This is a genomic window from Tropicibacter sp. S64 (assembly GCF_049803835.1).
In the GTDB taxonomy this organism is placed as follows: Bacteria; Pseudomonadota; Alphaproteobacteria; order Rhodobacterales; family Rhodobacteraceae; genus Pacificoceanicola.
Window position 1 is genome coordinate 508,883 of sequence record NZ_JBNAGK010000001.1, and the last position, 22,300, is coordinate 531,182.

Sequence of the window (22,300 nt, forward strand, 5' to 3'; positions counted from 1 at the left end):
CCGCTACCCGCCCCCCCGCGGTTCTTTTTTCCCCCCCCCCCCCGGGGGGGGGGGGGGGGGGCCCCCCCCCCCCCCCCTCGGTCGGATCGCAAGGCGATCCGAAAAACCTGAAAGGCAAAACGATGAAATTGCAGGACCTCGACATCATCGTCACCGCGCCGCCGCACCCCGGCTGGGGCGGGCGCTACTGGATCCTTGTCAAGCTGACCACCGCCTGCGGCATCACCGGCTGGGGCGAGTGTTACGCCTCCTCCGTCGGACCCGAGGCGATGAAGGGCGTCATCGCGGATGTCTTCCAACGCTACTTCGAGGGGGAGAACCCCGAGAACATCGAACGGATGTTCCGCCGCACCTATTCCTCCGGCTTCACCCAGCGTCCTGACCTGACCGTCATGGGCGCCTTTTCCGGGCTGGAGATCGCCTGCTGGGACATCCTCGGCAAACACCGGGATCGCCCGGTCTGGGCGCTTCTGGGCGGGATGATGAACGAGCGCGTGCGCGCCTACACCTACCTCTATCCCCTGCCGCAGCATAACCTCAACGACTTCTGGACCAGCGCCGAACAGGCCGGGGAGGCCGCCGCCGACTGCGTGGCGCGGGGATACACGGCGGTGAAGTTCGACCCGGCGGGTCCCTATACCATGCGCGGCGGCCATCAGCCCGCCCTGTCCGACATCGCGCAATCCGTCCGCTTCTGCAAAGCCATCCGCGAGGCTGTCGGGGAAAGGGCGGACCTGCTGTTCGGCACCCATGGCCAGTTCACCACCGCCGGGGCGATCCGTCTCGGGCAGGCTTTGGAGCCCTATAATCCCCTTTGGTTCGAAGAGCCGGTGCCGCCGGACAATCTGCTCGAATATGCCGAGGTCGCCCGCGCCGTGCGCATCCCCGTCGCTACCGGCGAGCGGCTTACCACCCGTTCCGAATTCGCCACGGTGCTGCGCTCGGGTGGCGCGAAGATCCTGCAACCGGCGCTTGGCCGGGCAGGGGGGCTTTGGGAAGGGCGGAAACTTGCCGCTCTGGCCGAGAGCTTCAACGCCGAAATGGCGCCGCACCTCTATGCCGGCCCCGTGGAATGGGCCGCGAACATCCAGCTTGCCGTGGCCATTCCGAACCTGCTGATCGCCGAGACCATCGAAACGCCGTTTCACGAAAAGCTGATAAAGCGCTCTATCTGCGTCGAAAACGGCTTTGTTTCCGCACCGCAGGCCCCCGGCCTCGGCATCGAGGTGGACGAAGCGCTGGCGCGGGCGCATCCCTACACAGGCCGCGATCTGCATCTCCAGATGCAGGATGCGCCCTGCAATTACGCGGAGGGCAATAGCTTCCAGGGAGGCGCCCCCGCCAGCGAACCGTGATCTCGCCTTTTTCGAATCGCGCTGGTATAAGGGCGGAAATCTGAAATCCGAGATATACCCGTGAACGTCCAGACCCCTCCTGCTCCGCCCAGCGAAATGGCGTCGAATGCTGCCAATGCCGCGGCCTTCCTCAAGACGCTGGCCCATGAAGGGCGGCTGATGATCCTGTGCCACCTCGGCTCGGGCGAGAAGTCCGTGGGCGAATTGGAAGACTTGCTCGGCATCCGCCAGGCCGCCGTCAGCCAGATGCTGGCGCGGCTCCGCGAAGAAGGGTTGGTCGTGACCCGGCGTGACGGCAAGACGATCTATTATTCGCTGGCGGATGACAACACGAGCAGGGTCATCGGCCTGCTTTACGAATTGTTCTGCGCCGGACCGGACGGGGACTGCACCTGATCCGGGAGGCGGTACGCCTTTTGGCCCGCGCGACCGGGTGAAGACGCGGCAGGGCGATCAGACGCGGTGATACGGGCTTCCCGCCAGGATGGACGCCGCGCGATAGAGTTGTTCGGTCAGCATCACCCGGACAAGCATATGTGGCCAGACCATCTTGCCGAATGACAGGCTCAGGTCCGCCTCGGCGCGGAGCGACGGGTCGATGCCATCCGCCCCGCCGATGACGAAGGCCAGGTCGCCGGCGCCATCGTCCCGCACCCGGCCCATCCAGTCCGCGAACTCCGGCGAGGTCATCACTGTGCCCCGCTCATCGAGGCAACACAGCGACGCGCCGCCCGGCAGCGCCCGGCGGAGCAGTTCCGCCTCGCCAGACATGCCGCTGCCCTTGCGGTCGTCCACTTCATGCACGGAAACCGGGCCAAGGCTCAGGGCCCGCCCGGTTCGGTCGAATCGCTTGATGTAATCGTCAATGAGCGCACGTTCGGGGCTCGCCCGAAGGCGGCCCACCACGCAAAGATGGATGCGCACGCGGGATCAGGCGCCGGTCGGCGCGGCTCCGCGGGCCATGGGCACCCACATCTTCTCGAGCTGGTAGAACTCGCGCACTTCCGGACGGAAGATGTGAACGAGCACGTCGCCGCTGTCGATCAGCACCCAGTCGCCGGTTTCCTTGCCCTCGGTCTTGGCCAGAACGCCGAGCTCGCTCTTCAGCGTCTCGGTGATCTTCTCGGCCAGTGCCGTCACCTGACGGGACGACCGCCCGGAGCAGATCACCATGTGATCGCACACGGAGGTCTTGCCGCGCAGATCGATCTGCACGACCTCTTCGGCCTTGTTTTCATCGAGGGATTGCATGATCGCGGCGAGTACGTCGTCGCTGGTCACATTGATCCGGGCACCCGCGTTCATTGCGGTTCCGGTACTCGCGGTATCAACCGCACCTGCATTCGGAGTCAGGACACTGTCCTCCTTGACCAATCACGCCGCATGAACGCCCCGGCGCCGGGCATGGCTTCAATGTAACACCGATGGCGGCAAATCTCAACGCCGCCGCGCCGCGGCGAAACGGCGGGCCGAATTTCGGGCTGAAACTCTGCTCGCCGTCACGCGCCGTAGGGCACCCAGACCGTCTTCACTTCCGTGGCAGCGTCGAGGAAGGCCCGGCCCTCGCCTGCGCTGCCGAACCAGTCGCGTGCCTTGCCGTGGTTCACCCAGGTCCGTTTGAGGTTCCCCGCCGCACCTTGTTTGATGGTTTGCGACAGGTCTGTCGACGAGAAGCTCCAGGCCGCATCCACGTCCGCATGGCTGGCGAGCGTCGGGGCCAGGTCCGCGTGCGGTCCGGTCAGGATGTTCACAACGCCGCCCGGCACGTCCGAGGTGTCGAGCACCTGGTAGAAATCCGTCGCGGCCAGCGGGAAAGGCTCGGAGGCGACGAGCACCACGCGGTTGCCCATGGCGATCGCCGGGGCCATGACCGAAACGAGGCCAAGCAGAGGCAGGTCGTCGGCGCAGAAGGCCCCGATCACCCCGCAGGCCTCCCGCATCGCCAAGGCTACGCCACGCATCGGCACGGCGCGCACGTCGCCGTCGAACTTGTCGGCCCAGGCGGCATAGGTGAACAGCCGGTCGATGGAAGCCTCGACCTCCCTTGCGCCGCCTTTGCCGCCGGTCAGCCGGTCGATTTGCCGGGCAAAATCATCCCCCCGCGCCGCAAGGTTTTCGGCGATGTAATAGAGCACCTGCGCCCGCAGATGCGCTGACGCCCCGGTCCAGCCCGCTGCGCCCCGCGCCGCCTCCACCGCGTTTCGGACGTCCTTTCGGTTCGCGATGGGCGCCTGGCCGATCAGCTTGCCCTTCCTGTCGAAGACGGCGCGGGCGTAGCCGCCGTCGGGCCGCGCCTGCTTGCCGCCGATGTAGAGTTTTGCGGTCCGGTCCACCGGCTGCGGCTCGCTGTCGTTGCCGGTGAAGGCCCTTACCGGCTTCAGAGCCTTGCGAGTCTCGTCCGCCTTGGTATAGGCGCTGAGTCCCTCCCAGCCGCCCTCCCGGCCAAAGCCGCTCTCCCGGACGCCGCCAAAGCCCGCCGCGGCGTCGAACATGTTTGTGCCGTTGACCCAGACCACGCCCGCCGCCAGTTTCGGCGCGATGTCGAGTGCGGTGTTGATGTTCTCGGACCAGACCGAGGCCGCGAGGCCATAGCGCGTGTTGTTGGCGATCTCTACCGCCTCTCCGGGCGTGCGGAAGGTCGTCGAGACCAGAACCGGGCCGAAGATTTCCTCCTGCATCAGGGTCGACGCCGTCGACAGCCCGGTGATGAGCGTCGGCGGATAGAAGCAGCCCTCCGGAGTGCCGCTGCATTGGTAGACCTGCCCGTCGCTGGCCGAGACCAGCGCGGCGATGCGGCTGCGTTGCTCGGGGTCCACGATGGCGCCCACGTCGATGCATTTGTCCATCGGGTTGCCGATGCGCAGACGGTCCATCCGCGTCTTCAGCCGGGCATGGAACGTCTCCGCGATACCTTCCTGAACGAGGAGCCGCGAGCCGGCGCAGCACACCTGCCCACCGTTGAACCAGATGGCATCGACCAGCCCCTCGATGGCCGAATCGATGTCCGCATCCTCGAATACGATGTAGGGCGACTTGCCCCCAAGTTCGAGCGTCAGCGCCTTGCCCGTGCCCGCCGTGGCCGCGCGGATCTTGCGACCCACCTCGGTGGAGCCGGTGAAGGCGACCTTGTCGACTTCCGCCGCAACAACCATCGCCCCGACCTCGCCATCGCCGGTGACGATATTGACCACGCCCTTCGGCAGGCCCGCCTGGCGGCACAGATCGGCAAAACAAAGCGCCGTCAGGGAGGTCCATTCCGCAGGCTTGAGCACGACGGTGTTGCCCATGGCCAGCGCGGGCGCAACCTTCCAGGCCAGCATCAGCAGCGGGAAGTTCCACGGGATCACCTGTCCGCAGACGCCGAGCGCCTTGCGTCCCGGCAGTTCGCTTTCCGTCAGCTGCGCCATGCCCGCGTGATAGTAGAAATGCCGCTGCGCCAACGGAATGTCGATGTCGCGGCTCTCGCGGATCGGCTTGCCGTTGTCGAGCGTTTCCAGAACCGCGAACAGTCTGGAGTGCTTCTGCAGAAGGCGCGCGAGCGCGTAGAGATACCGCGCACGCCCCTTTCCGCCGAGGGCGTCCCACGCGGGCTGCGCCTTCCGCGCGGCCTTCACCGCTGCCGCGACATCGGCTTCGGAGGCCTGCGTGATCTCCGCCAGCACCTCGCCCGTCGCCGGGTTGCGCGTCTCGAAAGTCTGGCCCGGTTTGCCGAATGCCCCGTCGATGAAACAGCCGAAGCGGGCGCCCTGGTCGGTGATCCAGGCCAGCGCATCGGCGGCGCTCTCGGGGCTGGGGCCGTAGTCCATGGTTTCGAAGATGTCCTTGACGGTCATGAGAACTGCTTTCTCGCAAAGAGGAAGAGAATGTAGAGGAGCCAGAGCAGCGCCGCGCCGGTCGCGACGCGCTGAATCCAGGCGGTCCTGCGATGCACGGCGGCAAAGGCGCGCAGGGCCTCGGGCACGTCGCCATCGGGCAGATCGTACTCCGGTTCCGGGCCGAGCATCCGCTGCAGGCGGGTCGGCAGATCGCGCATGGCCCGGCGGAGCCGCTTGCGCCGCCACTGCTTCGCGCCCATCCAGAGCATGAAGGAGATGGCAAACAGGCTGTAGAGCGGGTTCATGGCCATACCGTCACGCTGCCCTGTTTCTTCTTGGTCCAAATACCCATTGCGCCGTCAGCCCATCGCGTGGCGCCAGCTGGCGGAATAGGCGCCGGTCACGTGGTGTTCGAGCTGCCGCTCGATGTCGCCGAGCAGCGAGGATGCGCCGAACCGGAACAGGTCGGGACGAAGCCAGCGGTCGCCGAGTTCCTCCTTGATGAGCGCGAGGTAGTTCAGCGAATCCTTCGCCTTCGAAATCCCGCCTGCGGGCTTGTAGCCCACGCGGTAGCCGGTTCTCTGGTGGTATTCCCGGATCGCCCGGATCATCACGAGGCTGACGGGCAGGGTGGCGTTCACGCTTTCCTTTCCGGTCGAGGTCTTGATGAAATCCGCGCCGGCCATCATGCAGACAAGCGACGCCCGCGCCACATTCTGCAGCGTGCCAAGCTCGCCGGTGGCCAGGATCGCCTTCACATGCGCCTCGCCGCAGGCCTCGCGGAAGGCCTTCATCTCGTCGTAGAGCCCTTGCCAGTCGCCGCTCAGCACCTTGCGGCGGGAGATGACGATGTCGATTTCGGCCGCACCGGCCTTCACGCTCTCCTCGATCTCGGCGATGCGCAGATGCATGGGAGAAAGCCCGGCGGGAAAGCCGGTAGAGACCGCCGCCACGGGAATGCCGGAACCCTCCAGCGCCGCCACCGCCGCCTCGATCATGTCATGGTAGACGCAGACTGCCCCGACTTTCAGGTCCGGCAGACCGATGGCGTCGAGCAGGTCCGCACGAACCGGGTGCCGCGCCTTGGCGCAGAGCCGGGCCACGCGGCCCACGGTGTCATCCCCGGCCAGCGTCGTCAGGTCGATGCAGGAGACGGCTCGTGCGAGCCAGGCCGCCTGATAGTCCTTCTTGACCGAGCGCCGCCCCGGCAGCGTCGCGGCGCGGCGCTCGATGGCGGAGCGGTTGGCCCGGGCGCGCATGACCCAGTCCATGTCCAGGTCCATTCCCGGATTCCGGGCCTCGTGCAACTGCGGCAGCTGGACCGCTGCGGTGATTGTCGTTTCGGATGGGGTCATCCTCTCCTCCCGGCGACGAGATGGGTTTTCGTCCAAGGTGGCCTTGCAGCGGCGGGAATACAAGCGTTCCGCGACGGCGCATGCCGGGCGGGATGCCTGCCAGACAGGCGTTCTCGCGGAGCGGGACTGGCTTTACATGAGAATAATTCGCAACAGTGTTGACCTTTTGCGAATGGCTCGCATATAGAAGCCTGACAAGGAGCTGCAAATGTCCCTGCACCGCCGACACGTTCTGACCGGCCTTCTGGCCACCCCGCTGCTGGCCCGCCCCGGGTTTGCCGCCGCGCCTGCGTCCGTCATCGCCACCACCGGCATGATCGCCGATGCGGCCCGCGCGATTGCGGGGGATCTGGCGGATGTGCGGGCGCTGATGGGGCCGGGAGTGGACCCGCACGGCTATCGCCAAACCCGGTCCGACATTGCTGCAATGGCGCGGGCCGATCTCGTACTGGCCAACGGGCTCTATCTGGAGGCACAGCTGGAAGAGTTCCTGACCGGCCTCGCCCAGCGTCTCCCCGTGCGGCTGGTGGCCGAAGCCCTGCCCGAGGACATGCGCCTGTCCCACGCGGATTACGCGGGGCGCTACGATCCGCACATCTGGATGGCTCCACCATTGTGGCGCTATGCGGTGGAAGCGACACGGGACGCGCTGAGCGAAGTCCGTCCGGACCACGCGGAAACCTTCGCCGCCAATGCCGTGCACTATCTGGCGCAGATCGACGCATTGAACACCTACGCGCAGGAGACGCTGGGCAAGGTTCCGGAATCCGCCCGTATTCTCGTGACGGCGCATGACGCCTTCCGCTATTTCGGGCGGTCCTACGACTTCGAGGTCGAGGGGATCCAGGGCATCTCCACCGAATCCGAGGCCGGCCTGCAGCGGATCGGCGCATTGGTCGATCTGCTGGTCGAACGCGGCATCAAGGCGGTCTTTGTCGAAAGCTCCGTGTCTGACCGCAACATGCGGGCCCTGATCGAGGGGGCGGCGGCGCAGGGGCACGAGGTTCGCATCGGCGGGGAGCTGTTCTCGGACGCGATGGGCGAACCCGGCACCTACGAGGGCACCTACATCGGCATGATCGACCACAACGTCACCACCATAGCCGCGGCTTTGGGCGCGGATGTGCCGGAGGGCGGCATGGCCGGCAAGCTGAAGGCGGGCGGCTGACCGATGAGCCCGCGTGACACCTATGCCGAGGTCGACCTGAGCCGCAGCCCGCTTGTGCTGCGCGACCTGACCGTCGCCTATGACGCGGACACCGTGGTCCAGGACGTCGACATGACGGTCCGTCCCGGCAGCATGACCGCCATCGTCGGGCCGAACGGCGCGGGCAAGTCTACCCTGCTCAAGGCGGCGCTGGGAATCGTCCGGCCGCTCGCCGGGCAGGTGAGCTTCTGGGGCGGCCCGATCACCGAGCGCCGCCGCCGCGTCGCCTATGTGCCGCAGCGGGCCAGCGTGGACTGGGATTTCCCGACACGGGTGATCGACGTCGTGCTGATGGGACTTTACCAGGAACTCGGCCTGTTCCGGCGGGTCAACGCGGTGCAGCGAGCCACCGCCACGGCTTGTCTCGAACGGGTCGGCATGCAGGACTTCGCCGGCCGCCAGATCGGTCAACTGTCCGGGGGCCAACAGCAGCGCGTCTTTCTGGCGCGGGCGCTGGCGCAGGGCGCGGACCTGTATCTGCTGGACGAACCCTTCGCCGGTGTCGACGCTGCCACCGAGGCGGCGATCATCGCGGTGCTGAAATCGCTGCGGGACGAAGGCCGGACGGTGGTTGCCGTGCACCACGACCTCGGCACGGTCCGGCAATATTTCGACCACGTCTTCCTGATCAACCGGCACCGCATCAGCGAGGGGCCGGTGGCCGAAGCCTTCACGCAGAAAGCGCTGGACGCGGCCTACGGCGGGCGCGTGCAACTGAAAGGCTGAGATGCTGTTCGAGGCACTGACCCTGCAACTGGGCTACAATGCGGCGCTGGTGGCGCTCGGCGCCGCGGCGCTCGGGCTTGCCGCGGGAGTGGTGGGCGCCTTCCTCTACCTCCGCAAGCGCTCGCTGGTTTCCGATGCGGTCAGCCATTCGACGCTGCCGGGGCTGGCGCTGGCCTTTCTGGTACTCGTAGCGCTTGGTGGAGACGGCCGGAACCTTCTTGGCCTGATGCTCGGCTCGGCTTTGTCCGCCTGGGTCGGGCTGCTCGTCGTCGGCTGGCTCACGCGCACGACGCGCCTGCGCGAGGATGCGGCCGTCGGGGCGGTGCTTTCGGTCTTCTTCGGTTTCGGCATCGTGCTGCTGACGGTGATCCAGACCATGACGAGCGGACGGCAGGCGGGCCTCGACAGTTTCCTGCTCGGCTCGACCGCCGGGATGCTAAGGTCCGATGCGCTGCTGATCGCGGGGGGCGGCATTGTCGTGCTGGCCGCTGTCTGGGCCCTGCGGCGGCCTTTGCTCCTCACCGCCTTCGACGAGGGGTTCGCGCAGGTGCAGGGCATCGACACGCACCGGCTCGACCTTGCGCTGATGACGCTGGTCCTCGCCGTGACCGTGGTGGGGCTGAAGATCGTCGGGCTGATCCTCATCGTTGCGCTGCTGATCGTCCCCGCCGCGGCGGCGCGCTTCTGGTCGGACACGGCATCGACCGTGGTGCTGCTGTCCGGGCTGTTCGGCGGCCTCTCGGGGTACATCGGTGCGTCCCTGTCCGCCACCGCGCCGAGCCTGCCAACCGGGCCGATCATCGTGTTGATCGCCTCCGGGCTTTTCACAGTGTCGATGTTCGCCGCCCCGTCGCGCGGGATCATCGCGGCGATGCTGCGTCACCGCCGGCTGAGCAAACTGGCCGGGGAATCCTGAATGGGGTACGAATTCGTCGCCCTCTCGTTGCCCCCTATGGTCATCGGCATGCTGGCCGCCATGGCCTGCGCCTTGCCCGGGAACTTTCTGCTCCTGCGGCGGCAGGCGATGATCGGCGACGCCATCAGTCACGTCGTGCTGCCCGGCATAGTCGTCGCCTTCCTGGTGACCGGGACCATTTCCGCCATCCCCATGATGCTCGGCGCCGCGGCTGCGGCCCTTGTCTCGGTCCTGCTCATCGAAGCGGTGCGGCGCTACGGCAAGGTCGAACCGGGCGCCGCCATGGGTGTGGTCTTTACGACCATGTTCGCGGGCGGGGTCTTGCTGCTGGAACAATCGGACACGTCCTCGGTGCATCTCGACGTCGAACATGCGCTCTACGGAAATCTCGAAAGCCTGATCTGGCTGGATGCCGCGGGCTGGGAGTCGCTGACGGACCTTGTCGCGCTCGCCCTCTTGCCGCCGGAACTCTTCCGGATGGCGTTCACCTTCGTGCTGATTGCCCTGTTCACGCTGGTCCTCTGGCGTCCGATGAAACTCGCCACCTTCGATGAGGGGTTTGCCCGCTCTATCGGGCTGCCGACCGCGGCCATCGGCCTCGGCATCGTGGCCATGGCGGCGCTGGCCGCCGTCGCCGCCTTCGACGCGGTCGGCTCCATCATCGTCATCGCCATGTTCATTTGCCCCCCTGCCGCCGCGCGTCTCATGACGAACCGGCTCGAGCACCAGGTCCTGTGGTCTCTGGTGTTCGCGGCCATCAGCGCGCTGCTCGGCTATGTGCTCGCGGGCTACGGCCCGCTCTGGCTCGGGGGCACCGCCTCCGTCTCGGCGGCGGGGATGATTGCGACCGTATCGGGCCTGATCCTTGGGCTTGCGGCACTGGCCGGTCCGCAAAGGCGCGCCTGAGCCCTGCCCGGTCAAGAAGATGCAGGGCACGGGGTTTTCCAACCGTGCGCCGTGTGTCAGGGTCGCGCGATGGAACGGGAGGAGCGCCATGGCAATCAAGGTCTGTGTCTTCGACGCCTATGGCACGTTATTCGACGTCACGGCGGCCGCGCGGCAGGCGGCGGAGCAACCCGGGCAGGCGGCACTGGCCGAGATCTGGCCCGCGCTGGCGGCGGACTGGCGGGCGAAACAACTGGAATACAGCTGGCTCAGGGCGATCACCGGCGATCATGTGCCGTTCTGGCAGGTGACGCAGGACGGGCTCGACTGGGCGATGGAGAAGGCAGGACTGGACGATCCGGAGCTGCGGGAGCTTCTTCTGGCTCTGTACTGGGAGCTTGCGGCCTACCGCGAAGTGCCGATGATGCTGGCCACGCTCAAGGCGCAGGGACTGTGTTGCGCGATCCTGTCCAACGGCAGCCCCGACATGCTGGAGGGCGCGGTGGATCACTCCGGCATCGGCTTGTACCTCGACGCGGTGCTGTCGGTGGAGGACGTCGGTGTCTTCAAACCCGCCCGCGCGGTCTATGACATGGTTGGCGCTCGCTTCGGCTGCAGTGCGGACGATGTGCTCTTCGCTTCCTCCAACGGCTGGGACGCGGCGGGGGCGGCGGCCTATGGCTTCCGGACCGTCTGGGTCAACCGCACGGGCCTGCCGCAAGACCGCCTGATGGCGCAGCCGCACCATGTACTGACCGATCTCACATCCTTGCCGGAGCTTGTCTGATGCCGCGTTTCTTTGCTTCTGATGGTGTTGCCCTGCACTACGAAGACGAGGGGAGCGGCCTGCCGCTGCTTTGCCTTTCCGGCCTCACCCGGGACACCCGCGATTTCGACTTCCTCGCCCCGCATCTGGACCGCGTCCGGCTGATCCGCATGGATTATCGCGGGCGCGGCCAGTCGGACTGGGCGCCGCACGAAACCTACCAGATCCCGGTCGAGGGCCGCGACGCGTTGGAGATTCTAGACCATCTGGGACTGGAGAAGGCGGCGGTTCTGGGCACCTCGCGCGGCGGGCTGATCGCCATGGTGCTGGCCGCGACGGCCAGGGACCGGCTGACCGGTGTGGCGCTGAACGACATCGGGCCGGAGATCGCGGCGGAGGGGCTGGAGTTCATCAAGGGCTACCTCGGCAAGCAGCCGCCATTCCGGACTTTCGAGGAGGCCGCCGAGAAGCGGGCCGCCGCAATGACCGGCTTTCCGAACGTCCCAATGGAGCGCTGGCTGGCGGAGGCGCAGATCCTTTACAGGCAGGGCGCGGACAAGCTGCGCATCACCTATGATCCGAAGCTGCGGGAGGCGGTTCTGGACAGCGGCGCACAGCCCGCTCCCGATCTCTGGCCGCTGTTCGACATGTTGAAGGGCCTGCCGCTCTGCGCCTTGCGGGGCGCAAACTCGGACCTTCTCTCGCCGGAGTGCTTTGCCGAAATGAAGCGCCGCCGTCCGGACATGATCGCCGCCGAGGTGCCGGACCGGGGGCATATCCCCTTCCTGGACGAGGCGGAGTCGCTGGATGCGCTGGGGCGCTGGTTGAAAATGGTCGGCTGAGGCGGTTGGTCCGCCGTCGCGATATCCGTTCCGTCAACGGGCAAGGCGTGATCCGGGCTGATGCCCGGGCCGCTTGGTCCGGTCAGCCCGTCACGAACACCCGGCTCGGGTGAAGTTCCCCGGCCTTGAAGACGCCGACGGCGATGGCCCGCCCCTCGTGAGAGGCCCAGACCTCTGCGCCGTATTCCACATCGGATGCGATCACCATGCCGGGGTTGCCGTTGCGCAGCCGCGCCGCGCCCTCGGGCGTTGCCTTGACTTCGGGCAGGTCGGCCAACCCCTCCTCCAGCGGCCGCAGGTGGGTGTCGAGTTCCGGTGTCTTGGCCATCCGGTCGATGTCCTCCAGCGACAGCCCGTCCTCGGCGTCGAACGGTCCGGACCAGATTCGGCGCAGGCGCAGAACATGGCCATGACAGCCGAGGTCCTTGCCCAGGTCGCGGGCAATGGACCGCACGTAGCCCCCCTTGCCACAAACCATTTCAAGTTCGACGTGATTTTCATCGGGCCGGTCGGTCATCACCAGTTCGTCGACATAGAGGGGCCGCGCGGCGAGAGCCATCTCCTCTCCGTCGCGGGCGCGCTTGTAGGCGCGCTCGCCATCGACCTTCACCGCGGAGAACTGCGGCGGCACCTGTTCGATGTCGCCGACGAAGCGATTCAGGGCGTCCTTGATCGCGTCATCGCTCGGGCGCAGGGGGCTTTCGGCGATCACCTCGCCCTCGGCATCGTCGGTGTTGGTGGCCTGTCCGAGCCGGACGATGAAACGGTAAGCCTTCAGGGCGTCAGTAATATATGGCACCGTCTTGGTCGCCTCGCCAAGCGCGACGGCGAGGACTCCGGTTGCTTCTGGATCGAGCGTACCGGCATGGCCGGCCTTTTTCGCATCGAACGCCCAACGCACCTTGTTGACCACGGACGTCGAGGTGATGCCCGCGGGCTTGTCCACGACCAGCCAGCCGGAAATGTCGCGACCCTTGCGCTTGCGTGCCATCTTGCGTCCCCTTGCGATGAGGCAGGCCGGGTAGCAATGCAGGCGCGGACTGTCAATCCGGTTGCCCCGGAATACATCGACAATCTGAAATGTGGGGATAAGCGTAAACCACTTTTCCTTAGCAAGTCCGTTAGGAACGTTTTGGGGTACTGAGGAATGACGGACAGATTTGAAAGAATAGTCCAGGACTATGGTTTGGATGGGTCGCGAGGCGCGGACCTGAAAGAGGCGGCGAGGCTGGTCGGACCGCACATCGACGCGGTGCTTGAGGCGTTCTACGAAAGAGCGCTGGCAGACGCGGACAGGGCAGGATTTTTCACAAGCCCGGATCGCATCACCTTTGCCCGTGAGGCGCAGAAGAAGCACTGGCTGCGGCTGCTGTCCGGGGTGTTCGACAAGGAGTATTTCGAGTCCGTGCAGCGGATCGGCCTGACTCACGCCCGTATCCAGTTGCCGATCAATGTCTACATGTCGGCCTATGCGCTGGCCGCGTCCGATATTCTGGATTGCCTCATTGGCAAGTCCTCAGGTTGGTTCGGAGCGCGCGGGCGTACGCGGCACATGGCCACGGCTGTCATGCGGGCATTCACGATGGATATGGCGCAGGTGATCGAGATCTACGCCGCGAAAGTGCAGGACGAGCAGGACCGCGCCTTTACCTTCCTCGACGCCGCAATCGAGACGATGGCTCGGGGCGACCTGACTCACCGGATTCCGGACCCTTCGCCGGACGGCTTCCCCGAGAGTTACAACCCCATTCGCGAGCGGTTGAACGCCACGGTCACGCGCCTGTCCGGCATCCTGTCCGCGATCGGCGCCCGCGCCGCGGAATTGACACGGTCGACCAACGAGGTCGGCGGCAATATCGACGAGTTGTCCCGGCGGACGGAGAGCCAGGCCGCGTCGCTGGAAGAGACCGCGGCGGCCATGCAGGAACTTTCGACCAGCGTGTCCGGCTCCACCGAGGCCACCGACAGCGCCAGCCGCGTGGCCTCAGCGGCACGCAGGGAACTGGAGGACGGCATCGGCCTGATCCGCGACACAGGCGAAGCCATGGCCCGCATTCAGGCAGCTTCGGACCGTATCTCGCAGATCATCGGCGTGATCGACGACGTGTCGTTCCAGACCAACCTGCTGGCCCTGAACGCCGGGGTGGAGGCGGCCCGGGCCGGGGACGCCGGGCGCGGCTTTGCCGTGGTTGCGAACGAGGTCCGGACATTGGCGTCCAGTACCGCCGAGGCGGCGGGTGAGATCAAGCAACTGATCAACGCCAGCGCCGACGAAGTGGCGTCCGGAGTGAAGCTGACGGAAAACGTCGGCGATGCCTTCGGGAAGATCATGGAGCGCTTCAACAAGGTCTCCGAACTCACCACGATGGTGGCTGCCGCCGCGCAGGAGCAGTCCCGCGCCGTGGGCGAGGTCAACACCTCGGTCTCCCAGATCGACCAGATCACCCAGCACAACGCCGCCATGGTCGAGGAGACGACCGCCGCCACGCAGATCATGCGCAGCTGTGCGGGTGAGATGCAGACCATGCTGGGCAATCTTCGGCTTGTGAAAGACGCGCCGGAACAGGGGCTCTATCAGTCTCAGACCCAGCAACACCGGGGCAGGGGGCGGGCCGCCTGAGGCGTCCTGATCCGGTTCCGGTGCGGACTGGCCACCGTACAAACGGGACGCATCACACGCGGGTCACGCGGGCGGCGGGCCGGAGGGCCATCCCCTGCGCCGCGTGGGCAAGACGTTGACCGCATCGGGACAGTCCCCGGGCTGACGACTTTCGGTCAGCCGCGCGTCCCGGCGAAACGCTCTTGCCAGTCGGTTCGCTGGTCGTCGGTGATCTTGGTGAAGAGGTTTTCCGGCACTGCAAACGCGTGACCGGCCGGCAGACGGGACAGGGCCTCCTCGACCGAGGAAGGCCATTCGGTCTTGTCGCAGGCCATCGCCTCCAGCATCGCCTTGCTTGCACTCGGGATGAACGGCGACGACAGCACGCCGTAGAACTGGATCAGATTCAGGGCCAGCGCGATCTGCGTGCCCGCCTGCGCTTCGTCGGTCTTGATCGTGGACCAGGGCGCGGCCTCCTGCAGGTACTCGTTGCCCATGACCCAAAGGGCCCGCAACGCGGCGGCTGCCTTGCGCACGTCGATGGCATCCATGTGCTGCTGGTATTCGTCCAGCTTGGCCTGCAGGTCCTTGAAAAGCTGCTCTTCCAGCGGACCGAGGGCGCCGCGCTCCGGCACGGTCTCGCCGAACTTCGAGCGGCAGAACTTGGTCACCCGGCTGACGAAATTGCCGAGCACGTCCGCGAGGTCCTTGTTCACGTCCTGCTGGAAGCCCTCCCAGGTGAATTCCGCGTCAGAGCTTTCCGGCGCATGGGAAAGCAGCCACCAGCGCCAGTAATCCGCCGGCAGGATCTCCAGGGCCTGATCCATGAACACGCCGCGCCCGCGCGAGGTGGAGAACTGGCCGCCGTCATAATTGAGGTAATTGAAGGACTTGATGTAGTCGACGAGCTTCCACGGTTCGCCCGAACCGAGGATCGTGACCGGGAAGCTGAGCGTGTGAAACGGCACGTTGTCCTTGCCCATGAACTGGGTATAGCGCACGTCGTCCGCGCCCTTGTCGGTGCGCCACCAGCGCTCCCAATCCGTGCCCTTGCCCGCATCGACCCATTCCTGCGCGCAGGCAATGTACTCGATCGGCGCGTCGAACCAGACGTAGAAAACCTTGCCTTCCATGCCCGGCCAGGGCTCATCGCCCTTCTGCACCGGCACGCCCCAGTCGAGGTCTCGGGTGATGCCGCGATCCTGCAGGCCGTCGCCGTCGTTCAGCCACTTCTTCGCAATGGACGTCGTCAGGACCGGCCAGCCCTCGCGGGTGTCGATCCACTCCTCCAGCCGATCCTTCATCGCCGACTGCCGCAGGTAGAGGTGTTTCGTCTCACGCATTTCCAGATCGGTCGAGCCGGAGATGGTCGAATGCGGGTTGATGAGGTCCACCGGGTCGAGCTGCTTGGTGCAGTTGTCGCACTGGTCGCCGCGCGCCGAGTCGAAGCCGCAGTTCGGGCAGGTGCCCTCGATGTAGCGGTCCGGCAGGAAACGCCCATCGGCATGGGAATACATCTGCTTTTCCGAGACTTCGCGGATCAGGCCCTGTTCGTCCAGCACCTTGGCGAAGTGCTGGGTCAGCTTGCGGTTCTGCTCCGACGAAGACCGTCCGAAGTGGTCGAAGGACAGCCCGAAGCCTTCCGCGATCTTCGCCTGCACCTGCCACATCTCGGCGCAATACTCCGCGACCGGCTTGCCCGCCTTGGCGGCGGCGAGTTCGGCGGGGGTGCCGTGCTCGTCGGTGGCGCAGAGGAAGAGCACCTCGTTGCCCCGCGCGCGCTGGTAGCGGGCGTAGAGATCAGCCGGAAGCTGGCTCCCAACGAGGTTGCCGAGGTGCTTGATCCCGTTGATATAGGGAATGGCGGAAGTAATCAGATGACGGGCCATGGCTCACCTCAAGTCGCGTTTGCGCGGTGATTACAGCGTTTCGCGGCATACTTGAAGCCGCAAGCCTCACGAAAGTCGCTTCGGCGCCTACTCCCGCAGCGCAGGCAGTCCGACGCCGGTCGACTCGAAGCCGCCGTCCACCGCCACCACCTGCCCGGTGACGTAGGAGGCTTTCTCCGACGCCAGGAAGCAGATCGTCTCCGCCAGCTCCCGCTCCGAGCCGTAGCGGTTCAGCGGGATGGCATCGTGGTAGGCCTGGATGATCGCGGGCGAATGAACGGCGACGGAAAGCTTGGTCTTCACCGGACCGGGGCAGACGCAGTTGGCGCGGACGCCGTATTCACCCAGTTCCGCGGCATATTGCTTGGTCAGCTGGATGACGGCGGCCTTGGAGGTGCCATAGGCCACGCGGAGCGTCGAGGCGCGCAGGCCGGAAATGGACGCGATGTTGACGATGGCCCCCCGTGTCGCCTTCAGGGCATCGGCAGCGGCCTGCGAGCAGAGGAAGACGCCATCGAGGTTGGTCTCCATGACCCGGCGCCACATCTCGAAGGTGCAATCGGCAATCGGGCCGAATTCGGCGACACCGGCATTGTTGATGAGCGCGTCGACGCGGCCCGACCAGTCGAGGGTCTCGGAGACCATCCGGTTGACCTGCTGCGGGTTCGACACGTCGTAGGGCAGGGCGAGGATGTCCTCGCGCGTCGCGGCGGCGGAATCGAGCTCGGCGGCGTCCCGGTCGACCATGACCACCTGCCAGCCCATTTCGAGGAACAGGTCGGTCGTGGCGAGGCCGATGCCGCGGGCGGCGCCGGTGACGATTGCGCATTTACGGGTCATGTGGATGTGTCCTCCCAAGGATTTGCGGCCCTTGTGGCACGGGCCGTGCGCCTTGGGAAGGGTGCGGGGCGCAGCCCCGCCCTACGGGGGGTCGCGCCCCTAGGCTTTCATCAGGTCCGGCAAGTCCCCGGTCAGCCCCGCCGCCTCGCGGATGAAGCCCCGGCGCAGGGACGGGGCGTTGCCGACCAGTGCCATGCCGATGTCTCGGGTCATCCGGAGAAGCGGATTGTCGTTGGAGAACAGCCGGTTGAACAGGTCTGTCGCGGCGGCGAGCGACGCGGTGTCCCAGCGCCGCCAGGCCTGGTAACGGTCCAGCACCTGCGGGCTGGCGAAATCCTCGCCGCGCCGTTGCGCATGGCTGATCACATGCGCCAGCGCGGCCACATCGCGCAGCCCGGCGTTCAGACCCTGCCCGGCAATCGGGTGCATCCCGTGCGCCGCATCGCCGACAAGCGCCACGCGCTCCGCAATAAACCTGTTCGCCAGGGTCAGGTTCAGCGGGTAGGTGTAGCGCCCGCCCGCGAGGCTGATCTCTCCCAGGAAATCGCCGAACCGGGGGCGCAGGATGTCGAGATACTGCGCGTCTGGCAGCGCGTTGATCGCCCGCGCCTGCGCGTCCCGCTCGCTCCAGACGATGCTGGAGCGGTTGCCGGTCAGCGGCAGGATGGCGAGCGGCCCGGCGGGCAGGAACAGCTGATGCGCCACGCCGCCGTGAGGCAGTTCGTGCGCGATGGCGCAGACCAGCGCGGTCTGGCCGTAGCTCCATCCGGTACGCCGGATCCCGGCACGGGCGCAGGTGCCGCTTTGCCGCCCGTCCGCCCCGACGATCAACCGGGCGGTCAGCGTCTCACCGGTGGCCAGCGTCACCCTGGCCCTCACCTGGTCCGTCTCCTGAGCAATCACTGTTTCACCGGCGCGGTGCGTGATCCGATCGTCCGCCTCCATCGCGTCCAGCAGGGCGCGGCGCAGGTAGCGATCCTCGACCATGAAGCCCATCGGGCCCTCTTCGATCTCGGCACTGTCGAAATGCAGGCCGAGGAAGACCTCCGCCTCCCCGACGCGCCCGTCCGAGACCTTGATCTCCCGCATCGGCTGGGCATCGTCCTTCAAGGCATTCCAAAGCCCGAGCGCTTCCAGCATCCGCTTCGACGACAGGGCCAGCGCATAGGAACGCCCGTCGAAATCCCCCGCCTCGCGGGTGGCGACCGGCAAGGCGTCGACGACGATGGAGCGCAGCCCGGTCTGCGCTGCGGCGAGGGCGAGAGCAGGGCCATTGAGGCCACCGCCGATGATGATCAGATCGCTGTCCATGCCGCTCAATATGCGCCCCGGATCGGGATTGTCCATGCGCCCCGCTGCCGCTACCGTCCGGAGCAAAGAGAGGACCTTGGCATGAGCGACTATTCGAAGCGGAGCGCCGCGGCGCTGGGACGTGGCATCGGCGCGGGCGAGATCGATCCCGTTGATCTGGCAGAGGATTTCCTGGGTCGTATCCGTGCCCACCCGATGGGCGCGCGCATCTATGCGCGGTTGACGCCTGAGCGGGCGCGGGCCGAAGCTCTGGCAGCGCGCGAGCGGGCGAAGGCCGGGCAGAGGCTTTCGCCGCTCGACGGCGTGCCGGTCAGCTGGAAGGACCTCTTCGATACGGCGGGCACGGTGACCGAAGCCGGCTCGCACCTGCTGCGCGGTCGCATCCCGGACCGGGACGCAGAAGTGCTGCGCAACGCGACGGCGCTCGGCCTCGTCTGCCTCGGCAAGACGCATATGTCGGAACTGGCCTTTTCCGGCCTCGGCCTCAATCCGGTGACACAGACGCCGCCCTGCGTGAACGATCCGGACGCGGTGGCAGGCGGCTCCTCTTCCGGCGCGGCGGCCTCCGTCGCCTTCGGCCTCGCGGCGGCGGCGGTCGGCTCCGATACCGGTGGCTCGGTGCGCATCCCGTCGGTCTGGAACGACCTCGTCGGTCTGAAGACCACCTCCGGCCGGCTCAGCCTGAAAGGCGTGGTGCCGCTCGCGGCGAAATTCGACACGGTCGGTCCCTTGTGCCAGACCGTCGAGGATGCGGCCCTGATGCTCGCGGCGCTGGAAGGCGGCAAACCGGCGGACCTGCGCGGCGGTGAAGGCCTGAGTGGCAGGCGCTTCGCGGCGCTTCAGACCATCGTGCTGGACGACCTGCGCGATGCTCCGGCCAAAGCCTACGAAGACGCTTTGAAACGGTTGGAACAGGCGGGCGCGGAAATCGTTCCCTTCGATTTTCTGGACCTTGCCGGGCCTATGGGCGACGCCGGAGTGCTCTACACCACGGAGGCCTGGGCAACCTGGGGCGCGACCATCGAGGCCGACCCGCATCTGATGTTCCCGCCGATCCGCGAGCGTTTCGCTGCCGGGGCCAATCCGACGGGCAGCGACTATATCGCTGCCTGGCACAGGCTCGAAGCGATGCGGGCGAAGTGGCTGGCCGCGACAGCCGGGTTCGACGCCGTTCTTTGCCCCACGGCGCCGAACCTGCCGCCGAAAGTGGACAAGCTGATGGAGCAGGGCGACTATTACGTCACGGAGAACCTCCTGACCCTGCGCAATACCCGTGTCGGCAACCTGACCAGCGGCTGCGCGATCACCCTGCCGACAGGCACCAAGAGTTGCGGGATCAGCCTGATGGGGGCACCCATGGCCGAGGAACGCCTGCTGCGGGTCGCTCTCGCCGCCGAACGGGAACTGGCCTAGGCCGCGCCGACATGCGCGGCCAGCTTGGCCAGCGTCTGGAAACCATATTCCACCGCGCCAAACCCGATGGCCCCGGCACGCTGCGCCTTCGTCGGATGCATCTGTCGCAGGGTGACGACGGTCTTGCCGTTGGCCTGTTCGTCGAAGGTCACGATCATGGCGAAACGGCCCGGATCGTCGTCCTTGTCATCGCCGTGCAGCACCTCGATGAGCGCGTTCTCCTCCAGCCGCACGAAGCGCATCCGGTTGGGATAGACCGTGCCATCCGAGGTCGTCATGGTGAACCGCCAGACTCCGCCGACGCGCAGGTCCATCTCCAGTGTGTCGATGGCGTGATCGTCCGGTCCGAACCACAGCGGGATCTGCTCCGGATCGGCCCAGGCGCGGTAGACCAGGCTGCGCGGCGCGTCGATCAGCCGGGTCAGGACAATCTCGCGGTCGAGGGGCCAGTCGGCCCAGGGGGAAAGGTCAGTCATCGCGGTCACTCCTTCATGCTGTCGATATGCGCTTCGAGCCGGTCGAGGCGGGATTCCCATTCGGCAATGTGCCTGCTGATCCAATGCTCCGTCTCCTGCAGGACGGCGGGCACGATCCGGCAGGTTCGCACACGCCCTTGTTTTTGCGTGGTCACGATGCCGCTGCGTTCAAGGATTCCGACATGTTTGAGCAGGGTCGGCAAAGTCAGGTCGAACGGTTCGGCAAGGGCGCTGACGCTTTTTTCCCCTTCGCAAAGCCGTCCGACGATGGCCCGGCGGGTCGGGTCCGACAGGGCGGCGAAGGCCAGATCGAGGCGAGTCGAATGGTTTTCCATGTATGAAACTATTGGCTCAGGCAGGCCCGCAGTCAACAAATACTTTCACAAAGTGCAAAGTTTTCTGTTCTGCGCGACACCCTTCGTCTTCCTTGGTCCCCAAAATACCTTGGGGGCAGACAGTGTTGCGCCATCTGACCTGGCGGCATTAGCGACGGCACAGCCCCGAAACAAGATTTTGTCCCGGCAAAATTTTTCCCCGGCAAAAGGTTGACTCAACGCGCGCAAACCCACCGAAACATTTTTGCGACATTCCCGCCACAGACCGGCCCGCACCCGCCAAGATTCTGGACAGCGCCGGGGCGAAACCCGTATCCTGACCCAAAGCGGGGCAAGAACGATCCCGCACCCCGAGGCAGTACAAAGCGAAACCTGATGTTCCCCGAGCGGTTCTCGAACCTACCGGCTTATGCGTTCCCGCGTCTGCGGGCGCTTCTGGATGCGCACGACGGCGGCGGCCCCGTGCGCCATATGTCCATTGGCGAGCCGAAACACCCGTTTCCGGCGTGGATTTCCGACATCGTGGTGCAGAACGCCGCCGATTTCGGGAAGTATCCGCCGAACGAGGGCACGCCGGAGTTGCGGGTGGCCATCACCGGCTGGATCAGCCGCCGGTTCGGGGTCGGGATGAACCCTGACACGCAGGTGATGAGCGTCAATGGCACGCGCGAGGCGCTGTACAACGCCGGAATGGCGCTCTGCCCCGAGCAGAAGAATGGGCAGCGGTCCGTGGTGCTGATGCCCAACCCGTTCTACCAGGTCTACATGATCTCGGCGATTTCCACCGGGGCGGAGCCGGTCTTCGTGCCCGCCTCCGCCGAAACCGGCCACCTGCCGGATTTCGCCTCCGTTGCGCCCGACATCCTCGCCCGGACCGCGATGGTCTATATCTGCTCCCCGGCGAACCCGCAGGGGGTGATCGCGGATGAAGCTTACTGGGAAAGCCTGATTGCGCTCGCCGAAACCCATGATTTCCAGGTCATGGCGGACGAATGCTATTCCGAGATCTACCGCGACTCGCCGCCCCCCGGCATCCTGAGCGTCGCGAAACGCATGAACGCGCACCCCGAGCGGGTCGTCTCCTTTCATTCGCTGTCAAAACGCTCCTCCGTTCCGGGCCTGCGCTCCGGCTTCGTCGCGGGCGGACCGGAGAGCATCTCGCGCATGAAGCAACTTCGTGCCTACTCCGGCGCCCCGATCCCGCTGCCCTTGCAGGCGGCGAGCGCGGCGCTTTGGGAGGACGAGGCGCATGTCGAGGACAACCGGGCGCTCTACCGGGCGAAATACGCGCTGGCCGACCGCATCTTCGGCAACGTGCCGGGTTACATGCCACCGCAGGCGGGCATGTTTCTCTGGCTGCCGGTCGAGGATGGCGAAGCGGCGACGCTGAAACTGTGGAAGGAAACCGGCGTTCGGGTCCTTCCGGGCGAATACCTTTCGAAAGACACCCAAACCGGGAACCCGGGGAAGGGGTACATCCGCGTGGCCATCGTGGCCCCTTATGACGAGACCGAGGCCGGTCTGACGTTGATCAGGGACTGTCTGTATGGCGACGACTGCTAAGACCAAG

21 protein-coding genes and 1 pseudogene are annotated in these 22,300 nt (G+C 66.3%); 11 read left to right on the forward strand and 11 right to left on the reverse strand.

Features of this window, described 5'->3' with window-relative positions; genetic code table 11:
• Positions 1–122: 122 nt before the first annotated feature.
• Together ACP159_RS02370 and ACP159_RS02375 are read left to right on the forward strand one after the other, a co-directional pair.
• The gene (locus ACP159_RS02370) at positions 123–1,355 is read left to right on the forward strand and encodes a mandelate racemase/muconate lactonizing enzyme family protein (protein WP_425098014.1); all 1,233 of its coding nucleotides are present in this window, start codon (positions 123–125) and stop codon (positions 1,353–1,355) included.
• A gap of 96 nt (positions 1,356–1,451) precedes the next feature.
• Positions 1,452–1,751, forward strand: a complete 300-nt coding sequence (locus tag ACP159_RS02375) for an ArsR/SmtB family transcription factor (protein WP_425098015.1) — start codon at positions 1,452–1,454, stop codon at positions 1,749–1,751.
• A 57-nt stretch (positions 1,752–1,808) separates the two neighbouring features.
• Here ACP159_RS02375 and rlmH read toward each other — a convergent pair whose 3' ends face one another.
• The 5 genes from rlmH to deoC all read right to left on the reverse strand — a co-directional run bounded on the left by rlmH (position 1,809) and on the right by deoC (position 6,525).
• Positions 1,809–2,279: a 23S rRNA (pseudouridine(1915)-N(3))-methyltransferase RlmH gene (gene rlmH, locus ACP159_RS02380; protein ID WP_425098016.1), complete on the reverse strand. Its 471-nt coding sequence runs from the start codon at positions 2,277–2,279 to the stop codon at positions 1,809–1,811.
• A 6-nt stretch (positions 2,280–2,285) separates the two neighbouring features.
• A complete protein-coding gene (gene rsfS / locus ACP159_RS02385) occupies positions 2,286–2,660 on the reverse strand; it encodes a ribosome silencing factor (protein WP_425098017.1) in 375 nt (124 codons plus the stop codon).
• A 194-nt stretch (positions 2,661–2,854) separates the two neighbouring features.
• Positions 2,855–5,188 carry an aldehyde dehydrogenase family protein gene (locus tag ACP159_RS02390; protein WP_425098018.1) on the reverse strand — a complete coding sequence of 778 codons (2,334 nt, stop codon included), beginning with the start codon at positions 5,186–5,188 and terminating at the stop codon, positions 2,855–2,857.
• Positions 5,185–5,475, reverse strand: a complete 291-nt coding sequence (locus tag ACP159_RS02395) for a hypothetical protein (protein ID WP_425098019.1) — start codon at positions 5,473–5,475, stop codon at positions 5,185–5,187. The genes ACP159_RS02390 and ACP159_RS02395 overlap by 4 nt, the downstream gene beginning before the upstream one ends.
• A 54-nt stretch (positions 5,476–5,529) precedes the next feature.
• Positions 5,530–6,525 carry a deoxyribose-phosphate aldolase gene (gene deoC, locus ACP159_RS02400; RefSeq protein ID WP_425098020.1) on the reverse strand — a complete coding sequence of 332 codons (996 nt, stop codon included), beginning with the start codon at positions 6,523–6,525 and terminating at the stop codon, positions 5,530–5,532.
• 208 nt (positions 6,526–6,733) lie between these two features.
• Here deoC and ACP159_RS02405 point away from each other — a divergent pair, with 208 nt between their 5' ends.
• From ACP159_RS02405 to ACP159_RS02430, 6 genes and pseudogenes are all read left to right on the forward strand, one after another.
• Positions 6,734–7,693 carry a metal ABC transporter solute-binding protein, Zn/Mn family gene (locus tag ACP159_RS02405; protein WP_425098021.1) on the forward strand — a complete coding sequence of 320 codons (960 nt, stop codon included), beginning with the start codon at positions 6,734–6,736 and terminating at the stop codon, positions 7,691–7,693.
• A gap of 3 nt (positions 7,694–7,696) precedes the next feature.
• Positions 7,697–8,458 (forward strand): zinc ABC transporter ATP-binding protein AztA, encoded by a 762-nt coding sequence (gene aztA, locus ACP159_RS02410; RefSeq protein WP_425098022.1) that lies wholly within the window; start codon positions 7,697–7,699, stop codon positions 8,456–8,458.
• 1 nt (position 8,459) lies between these two features.
• A pseudogene (locus ACP159_RS02415) lies at positions 8,460–9,356 on the forward strand (metal ABC transporter permease); the annotation flags it as partial.
• A gap of 18 nt (positions 9,357–9,374) precedes the next feature.
• Positions 9,375–10,280 carry a metal ABC transporter permease gene (locus tag ACP159_RS02420; RefSeq protein ID WP_425098023.1) on the forward strand — a complete coding sequence of 302 codons (906 nt, stop codon included), beginning with the start codon at positions 9,375–9,377 and terminating at the stop codon, positions 10,278–10,280.
• Positions 10,281–10,368: 88 nt separating this feature from the next.
• Positions 10,369–11,046 carry a haloacid dehalogenase type II gene (locus tag ACP159_RS02425; protein WP_425098024.1) on the forward strand — a complete coding sequence of 226 codons (678 nt, stop codon included), beginning with the start codon at positions 10,369–10,371 and terminating at the stop codon, positions 11,044–11,046.
• Positions 11,046–11,867 (forward strand): alpha/beta fold hydrolase, encoded by an 822-nt coding sequence (locus tag ACP159_RS02430; protein ID WP_425098025.1) that lies wholly within the window; start codon positions 11,046–11,048, stop codon positions 11,865–11,867. Before ACP159_RS02425 ends, ACP159_RS02430 begins: the two co-directional genes overlap by 1 nt.
• Positions 11,868–11,949: 82 nt before the next feature.
• Here the strand turns inward: ACP159_RS02430 and truB are convergent, their stop codons facing one another.
• Entirely contained in the window at positions 11,950–12,858 is a 909-nt protein-coding gene (truB, locus tag ACP159_RS02435; protein ID WP_425098026.1) for a tRNA pseudouridine(55) synthase TruB, read from the reverse strand.
• Between the two features lie 195 nt (positions 12,859–13,053).
• Here truB and ACP159_RS02440 point away from each other — a divergent pair, with 195 nt between their 5' ends.
• Positions 13,054–14,487 carry a methyl-accepting chemotaxis protein gene (locus ACP159_RS02440; RefSeq protein ID WP_425098028.1) on the forward strand — a complete coding sequence of 478 codons (1,434 nt, stop codon included), beginning with the start codon at positions 13,054–13,056 and terminating at the stop codon, positions 14,485–14,487.
• Between the two features lie 155 nt (positions 14,488–14,642).
• Here ACP159_RS02440 and metG read toward each other — a convergent pair whose 3' ends face one another.
• The 3 genes from metG to ACP159_RS02455 form a co-directional block, all read right to left on the reverse strand.
• Positions 14,643–16,355 (reverse strand): methionine--tRNA ligase, encoded by a 1,713-nt coding sequence (gene metG, locus ACP159_RS02445; RefSeq protein ID WP_425098029.1) that lies wholly within the window; start codon positions 16,353–16,355, stop codon positions 14,643–14,645.
• Between the two features lie 87 nt (positions 16,356–16,442).
• Positions 16,443–17,195 (reverse strand): SDR family NAD(P)-dependent oxidoreductase, encoded by a 753-nt coding sequence (locus ACP159_RS02450; RefSeq protein WP_425098030.1) that lies wholly within the window; start codon positions 17,193–17,195, stop codon positions 16,443–16,445.
• Between the two features lie 99 nt (positions 17,196–17,294).
• Positions 17,295–18,542 (reverse strand): UbiH/UbiF/VisC/COQ6 family ubiquinone biosynthesis hydroxylase, encoded by a 1,248-nt coding sequence (locus tag ACP159_RS02455; protein ID WP_425098031.1) that lies wholly within the window; start codon positions 18,540–18,542, stop codon positions 17,295–17,297.
• 45 nt (positions 18,543–18,587) lie between these two features.
• Between ACP159_RS02455 and ACP159_RS02460 the strand changes: the two genes are divergently transcribed.
• Positions 18,588–19,919: an amidase gene (locus ACP159_RS02460; protein ID WP_425098032.1), complete on the forward strand. Its 1,332-nt coding sequence runs from the start codon at positions 18,588–18,590 to the stop codon at positions 19,917–19,919.
• Here ACP159_RS02460 and ACP159_RS02465 read toward each other — a convergent pair.
• Together ACP159_RS02465 and ACP159_RS02470 are read right to left on the reverse strand one after the other, a co-directional pair.
• The gene (locus tag ACP159_RS02465) at positions 19,916–20,395 is read right to left on the reverse strand and encodes an SRPBCC family protein (RefSeq protein WP_425098033.1); all 480 of its coding nucleotides are present in this window, start codon (positions 20,393–20,395) and stop codon (positions 19,916–19,918) included. The two genes, ACP159_RS02460 and ACP159_RS02465, sit on opposite strands and share 4 nt — an antisense overlap.
• A 5-nt stretch (positions 20,396–20,400) precedes the next feature.
• Entirely contained in the window at positions 20,401–20,730 is a 330-nt protein-coding gene (locus tag ACP159_RS02470; RefSeq protein WP_425098034.1) for an ArsR/SmtB family transcription factor, read from the reverse strand.
• A 375-nt stretch (positions 20,731–21,105) separates the two neighbouring features.
• On the opposite strand from ACP159_RS02470, the gene ACP159_RS02475 reads away from it, so the two are divergent.
• A complete protein-coding gene (locus ACP159_RS02475) occupies positions 21,106–22,293 on the forward strand; it encodes an aminotransferase class I/II-fold pyridoxal phosphate-dependent enzyme (protein WP_425098035.1) in 1,188 nt (395 codons plus the stop codon).
• The last annotated feature ends 7 nt before the right edge of the window (positions 22,294–22,300 follow it).

Excerpts from the sequence above, each read along its gene's own strand:
- ACP159_RS02390 (WP_425098018.1), bottom strand. The coding sequence starts at position 5,188 with ATGACCGTCAAGGACATCTTCGAAACCATGGACTACGGCCCCAGCCCC.
- ACP159_RS02475 (WP_425098035.1), top strand. The coding sequence starts at position 21,106 with ATGTTCCCCGAGCGGTTCTCGAACCTACCGGCTTATGCGTTCCCGCGT.
- metG (WP_425098029.1), bottom strand. The coding sequence starts at position 16,355 with ATGGCCCGTCATCTGATTACTTCCGCCATTCCCTATATCAACGGGATC.
- ACP159_RS02460 (WP_425098032.1), top strand. The coding sequence starts at position 18,588 with ATGAGCGACTATTCGAAGCGGAGCGCCGCGGCGCTGGGACGTGGCATC.
- ACP159_RS02375 (WP_425098015.1), top strand. The coding sequence starts at position 1,452 with ATGGCGTCGAATGCTGCCAATGCCGCGGCCTTCCTCAAGACGCTGGCC.
- ACP159_RS02425 (WP_425098024.1), top strand. The coding sequence starts at position 10,369 with ATGGCAATCAAGGTCTGTGTCTTCGACGCCTATGGCACGTTATTCGAC.
- ACP159_RS02455 (WP_425098031.1), bottom strand. The coding sequence starts at position 18,542 with ATGGACAATCCCGATCCGGGGCGCATATTGAGCGGCATGGACAGCGAT.
- ACP159_RS02450 (WP_425098030.1), bottom strand. The coding sequence starts at position 17,195 with ATGACCCGTAAATGCGCAATCGTCACCGGCGCCGCCCGCGGCATCGGC.
- ACP159_RS02430 (WP_425098025.1), top strand. The coding sequence starts at position 11,046 with ATGCCGCGTTTCTTTGCTTCTGATGGTGTTGCCCTGCACTACGAAGAC.
- ACP159_RS02465 (WP_425098033.1), bottom strand. The coding sequence starts at position 20,395 with ATGACTGACCTTTCCCCCTGGGCCGACTGGCCCCTCGACCGCGAGATT.
- ACP159_RS02395 (WP_425098019.1), bottom strand. The coding sequence starts at position 5,475 with ATGAACCCGCTCTACAGCCTGTTTGCCATCTCCTTCATGCTCTGGATG.
- rsfS (WP_425098017.1), bottom strand. The coding sequence starts at position 2,660 with ATGAACGCGGGTGCCCGGATCAATGTGACCAGCGACGACGTACTCGCC.
- ACP159_RS02420 (WP_425098023.1), top strand. The coding sequence starts at position 9,375 with ATGGGGTACGAATTCGTCGCCCTCTCGTTGCCCCCTATGGTCATCGGC.
- ACP159_RS02405 (WP_425098021.1), top strand. The coding sequence starts at position 6,734 with ATGTCCCTGCACCGCCGACACGTTCTGACCGGCCTTCTGGCCACCCCG.
- ACP159_RS02370 (WP_425098014.1), top strand. The coding sequence starts at position 123 with ATGAAATTGCAGGACCTCGACATCATCGTCACCGCGCCGCCGCACCCC.
- truB (WP_425098026.1), bottom strand. The coding sequence starts at position 12,858 with ATGGCACGCAAGCGCAAGGGTCGCGACATTTCCGGCTGGCTGGTCGTG.
- deoC (WP_425098020.1), bottom strand. The coding sequence starts at position 6,525 with ATGACCCCATCCGAAACGACAATCACCGCAGCGGTCCAGCTGCCGCAG.
- aztA (WP_425098022.1), top strand. The coding sequence starts at position 7,697 with ATGAGCCCGCGTGACACCTATGCCGAGGTCGACCTGAGCCGCAGCCCG.
- ACP159_RS02470 (WP_425098034.1), bottom strand. The coding sequence starts at position 20,730 with ATGGAAAACCATTCGACTCGCCTCGATCTGGCCTTCGCCGCCCTGTCG.